This is a genomic window from Micromonospora sp. RP3T (genome assembly GCF_003027925.1).
GTDB lineage: Bacteria > Actinomycetota > Actinomycetes > Mycobacteriales > Micromonosporaceae > Micromonospora.
In genome coordinates, this window is record NZ_PYPS01000045.1 from 18,649 (window position 1) to 31,850 (window position 13,202).

A 13,202-nucleotide genomic window follows, 5' to 3' on the forward strand; every position below is an offset into this window, starting at 1 on the left:
AGCGGTGACCGGCGGTTCACGGGCCGGGGGTCGCGGTGGAACGCGACGTGCCGTACCTTTTGCGGCGCCGCCGTTGCGGTCTTGATCTTTCGCGCCCGGACCGGGGACCATCGCCTGGGATGGTCCGACAGACGCTTGGTGAGAGGTGACGCCAGATGGGGCTGGACAACGTCGCGGTGCACTGGCCGCGTACCGGCCGCTTCTACGATCCGGTCGCGCCGGCTGAGTTCGTGGACTTCGGCGAAATCGTGGACATGCCACGCATCTCCGCCCCGACCGCCGCGCTCGCCGAGTTGATCGCGAAGACCGGCACGGTGCGGGCGACCGCGTACACCGAACTGGTCGACCTGATCCTCGGGCTGGAAAATGTGCTCTACGCCACGGAGAACGCGGCCGAGGACGAGGACCCGGTGATCGACCCGGACGGCTGCGCCTGGATCGCCGAGGGCGTGGAGAAGTTCGTCGCCCGGCACCGGCCGTACGGCGAGGCGGTCACGTTCGAGTCGGTCAGCGAGGTGCTGCGCGCGCTGCTCGGCGACGGGCGGCTGGCCGAGCAGCAGCTCCGCTGGCTGGAGAGCCGGCTCGACAAGCTGCGCGACGACAGCGGCGATCCGCCGCAGTGGAACTTCACCTGCGCCGAGCTGAGCGTGCTGGCCGCGTTCTACCGGCGCTGCGCCGAGCGGGGCTTCGCGGTCTACGCCGACGTGTGACAGCCTTCGGGATCAGCCGTAGGTGTCGCGGGGGCCACGGCCGCGTACCCGCCGGGGGCCGCGCGACCAGGACGGCGCGGCCGGGCCGTGGATGTGCAGCTTGCGCACCACGTTGTGGCCGACCTCGCTGGCGATCTGCTTGAGCAGCGAGCCGGCCAGCAGCCGCAACTGGGTGGCCCAGGCCGTCGAACGGGCCTCCACGGTCAGCTCGCCGTTCTCCAGTTTCACCGGGCGGCTGTGCTGGGCGACCTCCGCGCCGACCACCTTCTCCCACGCGCCGAAGACGGTCGCCTCGGCAGCCGGCTGCTGCCAGCCACGCGCCTTGACCAGCTTGTCGAGCACCGCGCCGAGCGGCTGCGGGTCACGCGGGTCCGGGCCGGGCCCGGAGTAGCCGCGCAGCCGCTTCTCACCGTCGCCACGGACCGCGCTGCGGCGTCGGGTGCCGGCCGCGGCCTGACGCTTGGCCTTCGCCGCGTCCAGCACCGCCCGGGCCAGCTCCGGCCCGGCCGCGCCCTCCGTCGCCGCGCCCGGCTCGCCGTCCGCCGGCTTCCCCGGGGTACGCGCGGCGGGCCCACCCCGGCCAGACGTTCCCCCGTCCCGCCCCGGCCCCAGTCGTGCGGGCGGGAGCCGGACCTCGTCGTCATCCGGCACGTCGCACCGTCCCCTCGCCAACCGTGTAACGGGCACCGAGCAGCGTCACCGGCACGTCGTCGTCCACCGCGCAGGTGACCAGCAGCTGGCTGGCGCCGCCGACCAGCTCGGCCAGGCGTTCCCGCCGGCCGGTGTCCAGCTCGGCGAAGACGTCGTCGAGCACCAGTACCGGCTCGATCCCGTCGGCGCGCAGCAGGTCGTACCCGGCCAGCCGCAGCGCCAGCGCGTAGGACCAGGACTCGCCGTGGCTGGCGTACCCCTTGACCGGCAACGGGCCCAGGGTGAGGGCCAGGTCGTCACGGTGCGGACCGACCAGCGTGGTGCCGCGTTCGATCTCGGCGGCGCGGCCCGCGGCGAGCGCGGCGGCCAGCGCCTCGGCCAGCGCCGGCCGGTCGGCGGCCGGTTCGGGCAGGTCGACCGACGGCCGGTAGGTGATCCCGGCCGCACCTCGGCCGGCCGCCACCGCGTCGTACGCCTTGGCGACGTGCGGAGTGAGCGCGGCGACCAGCTCCAGCCGGCCGGCGAGCAGGTCGGCCCCGTGCTGCGCGAGGTGGGCGTCCCAGACGGTGAGCGTGGACAGGTCACCGCCACGGGAGCCGCCGGTCTTGCGGGCCAGGTACGCGGAACGCAGCAGCGCGTTGCGCTGCTTCACCACCCGCTCGTAGTCGGCGCGGACACCGGCGTAGCGGGGTTGGCGGCTGACCAGCAGGTCGTCCAGGTAGCGGCGGCGTTCGGCCGGGTCACCGCGGACGAGTTCCAGGTCCTCCGGCGCGAAGAGCACCAGCCGAAGCGCGCCGAGCACGTCCCGGGCGCGGCGGGCCGGGGAACGACCGAGCCGGGCCCGGTTCGCCTTGCCCGGCACGATCTCCAACTCGACGAGCAGTTCCCGGCCGTCGTGCACCACCGCGCAGCGGATCACCGCCGAGGTGGCGCCCATCCGCACCAGCGGGGCGTCCGTGGCGACCCGGTGCGAGTCCAGGGTCGCCACGTAGCCCAACGCCTCGACCAGGTTGGTCTTGCCGACGCCGTTGGCGCCGACGAGCACGCTCGGACCCGGCTCCAGGTCGACGCCGACCCGCTCGTACGAGCGGAAGTCGACCAGTTCGAGCCGGCGGACGTACACAGGCTGTGGACGCCGGTCAGCGCTTGTGGACGGCGTGCCCGCCGAACTGCTGGCGCAGCGCGGCGACGGCCTTCAGGGCGGGTGATTCGTCCTGCCGGGAGGCGAACCGGGCGAACAGCGCGGCGGTGATCACGTTGAGCGGCACGGCGAGCCGGACCGCCTCGTCGACCGTCCACCGGCCCTCGCCGGTGTCCTCGGTGTAGTCGCTCAGGTCGGCCAGCTCCGGGTCCTCGTCGAGGGCCCGGTCGAGCAGGTCGAGCAGCCAGGACTGGACGACGGTGCCCTTGCGCCACGACTTGACCACACCGGGGACGTTCGTCACCAGTTCGGACGCCGAGAGCAGCTCGAAGCCTTCCGCGTAGGCGTGCATCAGGCCGTACTCGATGCCGTTGTGCACCATCTTGGCGTAGTGGCCGGCGCCGACCGGGCCGGCGTGCACGAAGCCGAACTCGCCCTCGGGCCGGAGCGCGTCGAAGATCGGCATGAGCCGGTCGACGTGCTCCTGCGCGCCGCCGACCATCAGGCCGTAGCCGTTCTGCCGGCCCCAGACGCCGCCGGAGACGCCGACGTCGACGTAGCCGATGCCGTGCTCGTTGAGCCGCTCGGCGCGCGGGGCGTCGTCGCTGAACCGGGAGTTGCCGCCGTCGATGATGATGTCGCCCTCGCCGAGCACGCCGGCGAGTTCGTCGATGGTGGCGTCGGTGACGCCGGCCGGGACCATCACCCAGATGGCGCGCGGTGCGTCGAGCTTCTCGGCCAGCTCCGCGAGGCTCGCGGCGTCGCTGAGCTCCGGGTTGCGGTCGTAGCCGACCACCTCGTGCCCGGCGGCGCGCAGCCGTTCGCGCATGTTGCCGCCCATCCGGCCGAGTCCTACCAGGCCGAGCTGCATGTGCTGCTACCTCCGTACGTCAGGGTGGTGCTGCCGGCGATCAGCGGGAGACGCGGATCGGCATGATGAGGTACCGGTACCCCGGAATGACCTCGCCATCCTCGCCGGCCGGAGAAAGGACCGCGGGCTTGAAGGCGTCGACGAACCGCAGCAGGGCGTGCTGGGCACCCAGGTTGGACAGGCCGTCGATCAGGTACTGCGGGTTGAAGCCGATGGTGAGCGGGTCACCGCTGAACGTCGCCTCCATGGCCTCGCTGGCCCGGGCCTCCTCGGTGCCGCCGGCCTCCACGACCAGACCGTCGGCGCTGAAGCTGAGCAGCACCGGGGTGGTGCGCTCGGCGACCAGCGCCACCCGCTTGACCACCTCGATGAGGGTGGCGACCGCGACCCGGGCCTCGGCGTTGTGGTCGGCCGGGAACAGCGAACGCACCGGCGGGTAGTTGGCGCCGTCGAGCAGGCGGCTGGTGGTCCGGCGGGTGCCGCCGGAGAAGCCGATCATGCCTTCACCGGCGCCGCCGGCGGAGAGCGCCATGGTGACGTGCCCGCCGAGCGGGCCGAGCGCCTTCGCGGTGTCGTTGAGCGTGCGGGCCGGCACCAGCGCGTTGAGGCTGATCTCCGGGTCGTCCGGGTGCCACTCCATCTCGCGCAACGCGAGACGGTAGCGGTCGGTGGCGAGCATGGCCATGGTGCCGCCGGACAGCTCGATCCGGACGCCGGTCATCATCGGCAGCGTCTCGTCGCGGCCGGCGGCCACAGCCACCTGGGCCACGGCGGCGGCGAAGGCGGCGGCGTCGACGGTGCCGGCGCTCTCCGGCATCTCCGGCAGGGTCGGGTAGTCCTCCACCGGCATGGTGGGCAGCGTGAACCGGGCGCTGCCGCAGACCAGCTCCAGGTGGGAGCCGACGGCGGCGATGTCCACCGGCTTGGCCGGCAGCGCCTTGGTGATCTCGGCGAGCAGTCGACCGGAGACCAGTGCCGCGCCGTCCGCGTCACCCTGCACCTCGACGGTCACCTGGCTGGAGACCTCGTAGTCGAAGCCGGAGACCTGGAGGTTGCCGTCGGTCACCCGGAGCATCACCCCGGCCAGCACCGGCACGGAGGGTCGGTTGGGCAGGCTCTTGGCGGTCCACGCGACCGCCTCGGCGAGCGCGTCGCGCTCCACTCGGAACTTCATCAATGCCTCCGCGTCGACGTCAGCGACAACTCTCTCATGCCGACCGCTGCCACCCGTCCCGCCCGACCGTGCGGGTACCCATCGCACCTTAGGGCGCGTGGGCATCGGCTGTGCGCCCGACCCCGTGGATCCAGGTGCCCGGCCGACTGCCGACGGCAGTGCTGCGGCCCGATCCACAGGAAGTCCAACGGTGATGATTGGTTTTTGTTGTTTAGAAGAGATAACTCATCGTCTTCATCGCACCTGTGCAAACTGTGGAGAACCGGCATCTGCGCAGGTCAGACACGTTGTCCACAGGTGGATTTCCGGTGGATAACCCGGGGTACAACCCGGGTGGTGGTCCACAGGCCCCGCCGGCCGCCGGGTTTTCCACCGCTGTCCACCGGTTGTCCACCGGTAATCCACCGGTTTTCTCCCCAGCGCTGTGGACAACGCCGACGGCCCGGACCCCCGTCGTCCCCAGAACCTTCAACAGGATCCCCACAGGCGGGTCGACGTCGGTGGACAACGTGACCGTTGTCCCCAGGCGTCCACAGGCTCGTCCCCAGGAGTTGTCCACAGTCTGTGGGTAACCGGCCAGGTGCACAGGGTGGTTATCCACCACCTGTGACACAGGGGATGTGGACAACCGGTACGAGCTGTGGACAACCACGGCGCCGATTCTGGGCCCTCCACCGGGTCGAGGGTCAACCGGCAGCGTCCACGGGCGGCCCGACGCCGCCGACGCGGCGCCCGACGGGCACGAAGAAGCCCGGCCGGGAACGTCGTCCGGCCGGGCTGTCGTGACGGGTACGAGACGAGCGTCTCAGGTGTTCTGCTTGATCCGGTTCGTCAGCTCGGCGATCTGGTTGTAGAGCGAGCGCCGCTCCGCCATCTGCTGCCGGATCTTGCGGTCGGCGTGCATCACCGTGGTGTGGTCGCGTCCGCCGAACGCCTGGCCGATCCGGGGCAGCGACAGGTCGGTCAGCTCGCGGCACAGGTACATGGCCACCTGGCGGGCGTTGACGAGCACCCGGGACCGGGAATGACCGCGCAGGTCCTCCAGGCTCACCCCGAAGTACTCGGAGGTCGAGACCATGATCTGGTCCGCGGTGATCTCCGGACCGGCGCCGTCCGGGATGAAGTCGCGCAGCACCTCCTCGGCCAGCGACAGCTCGACCGAGGACCGGGTGAGGCTGGCGAACGCGGTGACCCGGATCAACGCGCCCTCGAGTTCCCGGATCGAGTTCGACACCCGGGAGGCGATGAACTCCAGCACGTCCGGCGGGGCGTAGAGCCGCTCCTGCGCCGCCTTCTTCTGGAGGATCGCGATCCGGGTCTCCAGGTCGGGCGGCTGGATGTCGGCGAGCAGGCCCCACTCGAAGCGGGTCCGGAGCCGGTCCTCCAACGTCGCCAGCTGCTTCGGCGAGCGGTCGGAGGTGATCACGATCTGCTTGTTGGCGTTGTGCAGCGTGTTGAACGTGTGGAAGAACTCCTCCTGCGTCCGTTCCCGGTTCTCCAGGAACTGGATGTCGTCGATCAGGAGGATGTCCACGTCGCGGTAGCGGCGCTGGAAGGCGCTGGTCTTGTCGTCCCGCAGCGAGTTGATGAAGTCGTTGGTGAACTCCTCGGTCGAGACGTACCGGACCGAGCGGGCGTTGCCCAACGTGGTGGCGTAGTGCCCGATGGCGTGCAGCAGGTGGGTCTTGCCCAGCCCGGAGCTGCCGTAGATGAAGAGCGGGTTGTACGCCTTGGCCGGCGACTCGGCCACCGCCACGCTCGCCGCGTGCGCGAAGCGGTTGGACGAGCCGATGACGAACGTCTCGAACATGTACTTCGGGTTGAGCCGGTTGCCGCCGCTCTCCACGCCGGGCAGCCGGCGGTCCGCCTGCCCGCCCGGCCGGTGGTGATCGGGGGCGCCGCGGCCGGGGCCGTTGTCGCTGGCGCCGCGCCCCGGACCGTTGTCGGTGACACCGCGCCCCGGACCGTTGTCGGTGACACCGTCACGGGGCAGTCCGCGCAGCGGCGGGGAGTCGACCGGCCCCGGAGCCTCCCGGTAGCGGGGCTCGTACCCACCCCGGTCCGGGGCGGTCGGCTCCAGGTCGGGGCGGTCGTCGAAGGACCGGCGGTCGGGCGCGGCGCGCAGCGGCTCGGCGAACGCGGCGCCGAAGAGCGTGTCCTGCCCGTCCCGGCCGGCGGGGATCAGGTGCGGCCGGCCGCCGTCCGCGTTCCGCTGCCGGGGCGCGGGCTCCTCCATCGGATGCTCCGGCCGGCCGTCCGCCGCGTACTGGGGCTCCGGGCGGGGCGCGGGGTAGGCGGACTCGGGAGGCGGGCCCGCCCGGTCGAATCCGGGGAGCAGACCGACCGCGCCGTCCCGGTCGGGAAGCGGTTCCGGGCCGCTGCGGTACACCGTGCCGGCCGGTCGCCCGCTCGGGTCGTCGGCGACCCGTACGGTGACGGCCACCTGGATCGGTCGGCCGAGCCGGCGGCTCAACGCCTCGGTGATGGCCGGGCGGAGCCGGGACTCGATCACGTCGCGGGTGAACGCGTCCGGCACGGAGAGCAGCGCGGTGTCCTCGACGATCGCGCGGAGTCGGGTGAGCCGGAGGTAGGCCCGCTGCTGGGCGGAGATGATCTCGTCGGCGAGTTCCTCGGTGGCCGCCGCCCACACCGCGGCAAGGTCTGTCGCTCCGGTCACCGTCGTGCCACCCCCTCGCCTGATCCTCACGCCCGCCCGGACGGCTGACCGGTCGTCATCCACAAGTTATCCACAGCCTGTGTACCGACCGATTGTGGCCGCCCACCGGACGCGGGTCGGACCTGCCCCCTGATTGGTGGAGGCGCTGAAGCGGGTTCACCGTGCCGAACGATTCAACAGCTTGTCCGGTCTTGCCGGTCGGCGACAAACCCGGGCACCCGACGCCGACCGCAATCGCGCACGCTAACAGCGCGGACCCCGCGCCATCAACCGCCGACACCCTGGAGGCGGTGACGATCGCACCGGAAACGACCCCGTCGGCCGCCGTCGCGGCGCAGGTCGGGGCCGGGCCGGAAGGGTTTGACGGTCATTGCGGTGCTGCGTAGGCTGGAGCGGATGCTCTCTCGCCCTCTGCTAGGGTGATGGATGCTCGTTGCCCGTGGCCACCTCTCCAGCACCACCGGAGGCCGGCTCACCGGGCAGCGTCGATCAGCGGTCACCGTCGAGGTGATCGGGACCAGCACAGGACCCCGGGCGATCCGCCGCGCGGGGCGTACGACAACGGAGAGCCTGACGTGAGCAAGCGCACCTACCAGCCGAACAACCGCCGGCGCGCGAAGACCCACGGCTTCCGGCTGCGCATGCGCACCCGTGCCGGCCGCGCCATCCTTTCGACCCGTCGCGCCAAGGGCCGCACCCGCCTGGCGGCCTGAGGCCGACCGGTCCGGGGGCGTGGGCAGTCGTGCTGGCCGCCGCACAGCGACTGCGGCGCAGTAGCGACTTCGCCGCAGCGGTCCGTGGTGGCCGACGCGTCGGCCGTGGCGCCGTCGTGGTCCACCTGACGCTCCCCGAGCCGACCGAGTCCACCGCGACACCTTCGCCGGAGCCGGCGCGGAGCAGCGGTGCGGAGATCTCCGCACCCCGCCGCGCCGGCTTCGTCGTGTCCAAGGCCGTCGGCGGCGCGGTGGTGCGCAACAAGATCCGCCGCCGGCTGCGGCACCTGGTCCGGGAGCGCCTGGCCGAGCTGCCCGCCGGCACCACCCTGGTGGTACGCGCCCTGCCCCCGGCCGCCGACGCGGCGTACGCCCGACTCGGGGCCGACCTGGACGCCGCGCTCGCCGCCGCACGGGCCCCCCGGGGACGGCGGTCGCGATGAACGGCGGCCCCAGGACCCCATCGCCGACACCCGGTGCCCGCATGCTGCTGGTACCCATCATCGCGTACCGTCGGTGGATAAGTCCGGCACTGCCGGCCCGCTGCCGGTTCTACCCGTCGTGCAGTGCCTACGCCGTGGAGGCGGTGTCCCGGCACGGCGCGTTGCGGGGAGCCTGGCTGACGGTCCGGCGGCTGTCGCGCTGCCACCCCTTTCACCCAGGTGGACACGACCCGGTGCCGGAGCCGGGCGGTCGCCGCCGTGCCGACGTGACTGGAGCCTGAGAATTGAGTCTCGACTGGATCTACTACGCGATCTCGTGGATCCTGCTGACCTGGCACTCGGCCTGGGACGCCATCGGGGTGCCGGTCGGCGCGGTCATCGGCACGAACTGGGCCTGGATCCTCGCCATCATCTTCCTGGTGGTGACGGTCCGGGTGATCCTGTTCCCGGTCTTCGTCAAGCAGATCAAGTCGCAACGGGCCATGCAGGCGCTCCAGCCGAAGGTGAAGGAGCTCCAGGAGAAGCACAAGGGTGACCGGGAGACGCTCCAGAAGGAGATGATGGAGCTCTACCGGAAGGAAAAGGCCAACCCGCTGATGGGCTGCCTTCCGATGTTCCTCCAGATCCCGGTCTTCCTGGGCCTGTTCCACACGCTCAAGCGGCTCAACCCGACGAACCCCGGCAAGACGCTCTACGGCTGGACGGCCGACCAGTTCAACAGCGCCTCCAGCGCGAAGCTCTTCACCGCCCCGATCTCCGGCCGGTTCGGTTCCACCGCCGCCGACCTGGCCCCGCTGGGCGCGAACACCGGCACCGTGAAGCTGATCGCCGGCGTCCTGGTGCTCATCATGATCGCCACGACCTACCTCACCAGCCGGCAGATGATCCTCAAGACCGGCTGGGCGGAAGACCCGCAGCAGCGCATGGTGCAGCGGCTGATGCTCTACGGCATCCCGGTCTCGCTGCTGGTCTCGGGCTCGATCTTCCCGATCGGTGTGATCATCTACTGGGTCACCAACAACCTCTTCACGCTCGGCCAGCAGCAGTGGGTGCTGCGGAAGTTCCCGCCGCTGGTGCCGCCGAAGAAGGCCACCGCCACCGCAGGCAAGACCACCGCCCAGCCGGCCAAGACCAGTGGCCTGTTCGGCCGCAAGGCCGCCGCGCCGGTGGCCAAGGCTCCGGCCGCCGCGCCGAAGGTGGCCGGTCCGAAGCCGGGCGCCAAGCCGACCAACCCGAAGAAGGGCGGCAGCCGCCCCGCCAAGCGGCAGGGCTGAGCCGCACCGGGCCGCCGCCGCGACCGGTGGCGGCCCCTCCGGACCCGAGCAGCACCCGAGGAGTCGGCGCCGGGCCGGAACCGCCGCGCGACGCGCGGTCACGGGCGACACTGGCCCGTACGGACGTGCCCGAGGGGCATCCGGCGAACCTCCCGCCGGCCCCCGGGAGACAAGCGGACCTCGACGGTCCGGCCGAGCGAGTACGGAGATGAGACCCGTGACCGACACCAGCATCCCCAGCGCCGACCAGTCCGTGGACGAGGAGATTCCCGCGGCTGCCGCCACCGAGACCGACGAGGGCACGGCCGGGACCCGGGAGAAGAAGGCCCCGGCCGACAGCGACCTGTTCCGGCAGAGCGAGATCGCCGCCGACTACGTCGAGGGTCTGCTGGACATCCTCGACTACGACGGCGACATCGACGAGTTGGTCTCCGGTGGCCGGCCCGTCGTCGAGGTGGTCGGCGGTCGACTGCAGAGCCTGGTCGGCCAGCGCGGCGCCACCCTGGAGGCACTCCAGGAGCTGGCCCGGCTGGCGGTGTTCCGGCAGACCGGCACGCCGAGCCGCCTGCTCCTGGACGTCGGCGGCTACCGGGCCGCCCGGCGCAAGGAACTGGCCGCGGTCGCCAAGAACGCGGTCGAGAAGGTCAAGGAGCACGGCGAGTCGGTGCGTCTGGAGCCGATGTCGGCGTTCGAGCGCAAGTGCGTGCACGACGTGGTCAACGCGATGAGCGGCGTGGAGAGCGAGTCCGAAGGCGTGGAGCCGAACCGCCGCATCGTCGTCCGGCCGGTTGCGGACTGAGGTCAGTGGCCTCCGACGACACGACGGCGGACGCCGTGGCCGGCCCGGGTGGTACGCCACCCGGGCCGCCGGCTGTGCGGCCCGAAACGACCCCCGACCCGTTCCGCTCCGACGAGGACCGGCCGGCTGATCCGGCGTACGCGCCCGGGACTGCGGTCGATCCCGAGTTCTCCGGCGACACCACGACGGTGGACGGCGTCGAGCTTCCCGCCGCCACCGAGGTGACGCCGGCCTTCTCCGGTGACGTGCCGGCAGGGGCCGAGCCCGTCGACGCCGATGCTCCGGCCGGGACGGTTGACCCGTTCTTCGCCGAACCGGACGTGGTGGCGGTGCCGGCCTTCGCGGATCCGGCAGCCGATCCGGAGCCATCCACGGTGGACGGGCCTGTCACGGGTGCCGCGCCCGACCCGGCCGACGCCACGTTGCCGCCGGAGCTGGCGGAGGCCGCGCGCGCACTCTTCGGCGACCGGCTCGACCTCGCCGCCGCGTACGCCGAACTCCTGGCCACCGAGGGTGTGCTCCGGGGCCTGATCGGGCCCCGCGAGACGCCCCGGCTCTGGGACCGGCACCTGCTCAACTGCGCAGTGGTGGCGGAGCGGGTCCCGGCGGACGCCCGCGTGATCGACGTCGGTTCCGGTGCCGGGCTTCCCGGCCTGGTGCTGGCGATCGCCCGTCCGGATCTCACCGTGACCCTTGTCGAACCGCTTGCCCGGCGGGTCGCCTTCCTGGTGGAAGCGGTGCAGCGCCTCGGCCTGACCCGGTCCGTCCGGGTGTTCCGGGGGCGGGCCGACGAGGCGGCGGCCGGTTCCCGGGACCGCGATCCGCTCTCCGCCGACATCGTCACCGCACGGGCCGTGGCTCCGCTGGACCGGCTCGCCGGCTGGTGTCTCCCGCTCACCGTGCCCGGCGGCCGGTTGTTGGCGCTCAAGGGCGCCTCTGCGGCCGAGGAGATCGCCGAGCACGCCGATGCGGTGACCCGTCTCGGCGGCGGCGAGCCCACGCTGCACCGGTGCGGGACCGGCTTGATCGAGCCGGCGGCAACCGTGGTCGAGGTGGTCCGGGAACGGGTGGTCAACCCGAAGAAGCCGAAGGCGCCCAAGCGCTCGCGTGGCGGTCGCCGACGTGGCGACCGTAACCGGGATCGCTGAGTGGAGCAGGCTTTCCGGATGCCTCACCGGGTCGTTGGACCGGTGGGGCGTGACCGGATCGATCACAACCCGACATGGACCCGCCACGCCCGTCGGCCGTAGGCTGACCGCGCGTCGATAGTGTGGAGCGGCGGTGCCGGGCGGCACCCGACCCGACCGTTTCCGCCGGCCGGTGACGCCGCGCACAGCGGAGGCCCGATCGACGGTGCGAACCGACCATCCGGAGCGGGTAGGGATGACAGGTGCATGACGACGGCAGGTACGACGAGCCACGGCTGACCGGCGCCGGCGGGCGAGCCCCGGACGGTTCCGTTTCACGTGAAACCAGCTACCAGGAGTGGGCGGTGAACGATTCCCGTGACGCCTCGCCGCCGTCTCCCGTCGATCCGACCCACCGACCGGAGGCGTCGGCCGCGGGCGCTCTCCGGCCGGTTTCGTCCGCGCCGGCCAATGTCCCACCGGTCCGCGAACCGCGCGACCCGAGCGACGGCCCGGTGAACGCCCCGTCCCCGCGGCCGGCATCGGCGCGGGCGAACGTCGCGATCCCCGCCCGTTACGAACCACAACCGCCGGTCTCCGCCGTACCGCATCAGCCCGTCCCGGACCCGGTGTCGGCCGACACGCCACCGGTCGCCGGATACGCGGCCGAGGCCGCAGCCGACACGTACGTTTCACGTGAAACCCCGACGCGCGAAGAGGATGACCCACCGTTGGCTATGGAGGCGATGCGCGCCGTGCAGATCCTGAATCCCAGTGGCGAGGTCAACATGCCCCGCCCTGACCGGACCCGGGTGATGTGCGTCGCCAACCAGAAGGGTGGCGTGGGCAAGACCACCACCACCGTGAACCTGGCGGTGGCGCTCGCGCTGCACGGCAACCGCGTGCTCGTGGTCGACCTCGACCCGCAGGGCAACGCGTCCACCGGGCTGAACGTGCCGCACCACACCGGTGTGCCGGACGTCTACGACTGCCTCATCGACAGCGTGCCGCTGGAGGAGGTCGCCCAGGCGGTCGAGGGCATCCCCAACCTGTGGTGCGTGCCAGCGACCATCGACCTGGCCGGCGCCGAGATCGAGCTGGTCTCGGTGGTCGCCCGGGAGTCCCGCCTGTCACGCGCCATCGAGGCGTACCCGGGCCACTTCGACTACGTGTTCATCGACTGCCCGCCCTCGCTCGGCCTGCTGACCGTCAACGCGTTGGTGGCCGCGCAGGAGGTGCTGATCCCCATCCAGTGCGAGTACTACGCGCTGGAAGGGCTCAACCAGCTGATCAACAACATCAACCTGGTACGCCAGCACCTCAACCCGAAGCTCGACGTCTCCACCATCCTGTTGACCATGTACGACCGGCGTACCCGGTTGGCCGACGCGGTGGAGCAGGACGTCCGGAACCACTTCGGGGACAAGGTGCTCCAGGCCGTCATCCCCCGCAACGTGCGTGTCTCCGAGGCACCCAGCTACGGCCAGTCGGTCATGACCTACGATCCCGGTTCGCGGGGTGCCACGAGCTACTTCGAGGCCGCCCAAGAGATCGCTGAGCGAGGGGTCAAGGAGCCGGTGAGCCGGAATGCGTAGTGCGGAGAAGTCGCTGGGAGGCGTCGC

The 13,202-nt window shown here is 71.8% G+C and carries 13 protein-coding genes; 8 read left to right on the forward strand and 5 right to left on the reverse strand.

Translation table 11 applies throughout. The annotated features are described in order from the left end of the window. The first annotated feature begins 155 nt into the window (after positions 1-155). The gene (locus tag C8054_RS27695) at positions 156-710 is read left to right on the forward strand and encodes a hypothetical protein (protein WP_107161949.1); all 555 of its coding nucleotides are present in this window, start codon (positions 156-158) and stop codon (positions 708-710) included. 12 nt (positions 711-722) lie between these two features. Here C8054_RS27695 and C8054_RS27700 read toward each other — a convergent pair whose 3' ends face one another. From C8054_RS27700 to dnaA, 5 genes are all read right to left on the reverse strand, one after another. Further along, positions 723-1,361, reverse strand: coding sequence for a DUF721 domain-containing protein (locus C8054_RS27700; protein ID WP_107161951.1), 639 nt, complete (start codon positions 1,359-1,361; stop codon positions 723-725). Further along, positions 1,351-2,484, reverse strand: a complete 1,134-nt coding sequence (recF, locus tag C8054_RS27705) for a DNA replication/repair protein RecF (RefSeq protein ID WP_107161953.1) — start codon at positions 2,482-2,484, stop codon at positions 1,351-1,353. The genes C8054_RS27700 and recF overlap by 11 nt, the downstream gene beginning before the upstream one ends. 16 nt (positions 2,485-2,500) lie before the next feature. Beyond that, the gene (gene gnd, locus C8054_RS27710; RefSeq protein ID WP_107161955.1) at positions 2,501-3,373 is read right to left on the reverse strand and encodes a phosphogluconate dehydrogenase (NAD(+)-dependent, decarboxylating); all 873 of its coding nucleotides are present in this window, start codon (positions 3,371-3,373) and stop codon (positions 2,501-2,503) included. Positions 3,374-3,413: 40 nt separating this feature from the next. Beyond that, positions 3,414-4,547, reverse strand: coding sequence for a DNA polymerase III subunit beta (gene dnaN / locus C8054_RS27715; RefSeq protein WP_107161957.1), 1,134 nt, complete (start codon positions 4,545-4,547; stop codon positions 3,414-3,416). An 805-nt stretch (positions 4,548-5,352) separates the two neighbouring features. Then, a complete protein-coding gene (gene dnaA, locus C8054_RS27720) occupies positions 5,353-7,224 on the reverse strand; it encodes a chromosomal replication initiator protein DnaA (RefSeq protein ID WP_107161959.1) in 1,872 nt (623 codons plus the stop codon). A gap of 575 nt (positions 7,225-7,799) precedes the next feature. Here dnaA and rpmH point away from each other — a divergent pair. From rpmH to C8054_RS33290, 7 genes are all read left to right on the forward strand, one after another. Continuing rightward, the gene (gene rpmH, locus C8054_RS27725; protein WP_091061882.1) at positions 7,800-7,937 is read left to right on the forward strand and encodes a 50S ribosomal protein L34; all 138 of its coding nucleotides are present in this window, start codon (positions 7,800-7,802) and stop codon (positions 7,935-7,937) included. Positions 7,938-7,966: 29 nt separating this feature from the next. Next, positions 7,967-8,380, forward strand: coding sequence for a ribonuclease P protein component (gene rnpA, locus C8054_RS27730; protein ID WP_107161962.1), 414 nt, complete (start codon positions 7,967-7,969; stop codon positions 8,378-8,380). Positions 8,381-8,421: 41 nt separating this feature from the next. Continuing rightward, positions 8,422-8,661 (forward strand): membrane protein insertion efficiency factor YidD, encoded by a 240-nt coding sequence (gene yidD, locus C8054_RS27735; RefSeq protein ID WP_233220212.1) that lies wholly within the window; start codon positions 8,422-8,424, stop codon positions 8,659-8,661. A 3-nt stretch (positions 8,662-8,664) separates the two neighbouring features. Beyond that, entirely contained in the window at positions 8,665-9,654 is a 990-nt protein-coding gene (gene yidC, locus C8054_RS27740) for a membrane protein insertase YidC (RefSeq protein ID WP_107161967.1), read from the forward strand. 208 nt (positions 9,655-9,862) lie between these two features. Further along, positions 9,863-10,453, forward strand: a complete 591-nt coding sequence (locus tag C8054_RS27745; RefSeq protein ID WP_107161969.1) for a R3H domain-containing nucleic acid-binding protein — start codon at positions 9,863-9,865, stop codon at positions 10,451-10,453. Between the two features lie 374 nt (positions 10,454-10,827). Next, a complete protein-coding gene (gene rsmG / locus C8054_RS32380; protein WP_233220215.1) occupies positions 10,828-11,601 on the forward strand; it encodes a 16S rRNA (guanine(527)-N(7))-methyltransferase RsmG in 774 nt (257 codons plus the stop codon). Between the two features lie 242 nt (positions 11,602-11,843). Beyond that, entirely contained in the window at positions 11,844-13,175 is a 1,332-nt protein-coding gene (locus C8054_RS33290; RefSeq protein WP_107161973.1) for a ParA family protein, read from the forward strand. Positions 13,176-13,202: the final 27 nt, after the last annotated feature.

Coding starts and splice junctions, on each gene's coding strand:
- C8054_RS27695 (WP_107161949.1), top strand. CDS start 156: ATGGGGCTGGACAACGTCGCGGTGCACTGGCCGCGTACCGGCCGCTTC.
- gnd (WP_107161955.1), bottom strand. CDS start 3,373: ATGCAGCTCGGCCTGGTAGGACTCGGCCGGATGGGCGGCAACATGCGC.
- dnaN (WP_107161957.1), bottom strand. CDS start 4,547: ATGAAGTTCCGAGTGGAGCGCGACGCGCTCGCCGAGGCGGTCGCGTGG.
- yidD (WP_233220212.1), top strand. CDS start 8,422: ATGCTGCTGGTACCCATCATCGCGTACCGTCGGTGGATAAGTCCGGCA.
- C8054_RS27745 (WP_107161969.1), top strand. CDS start 9,863: ATGAGACCCGTGACCGACACCAGCATCCCCAGCGCCGACCAGTCCGTG.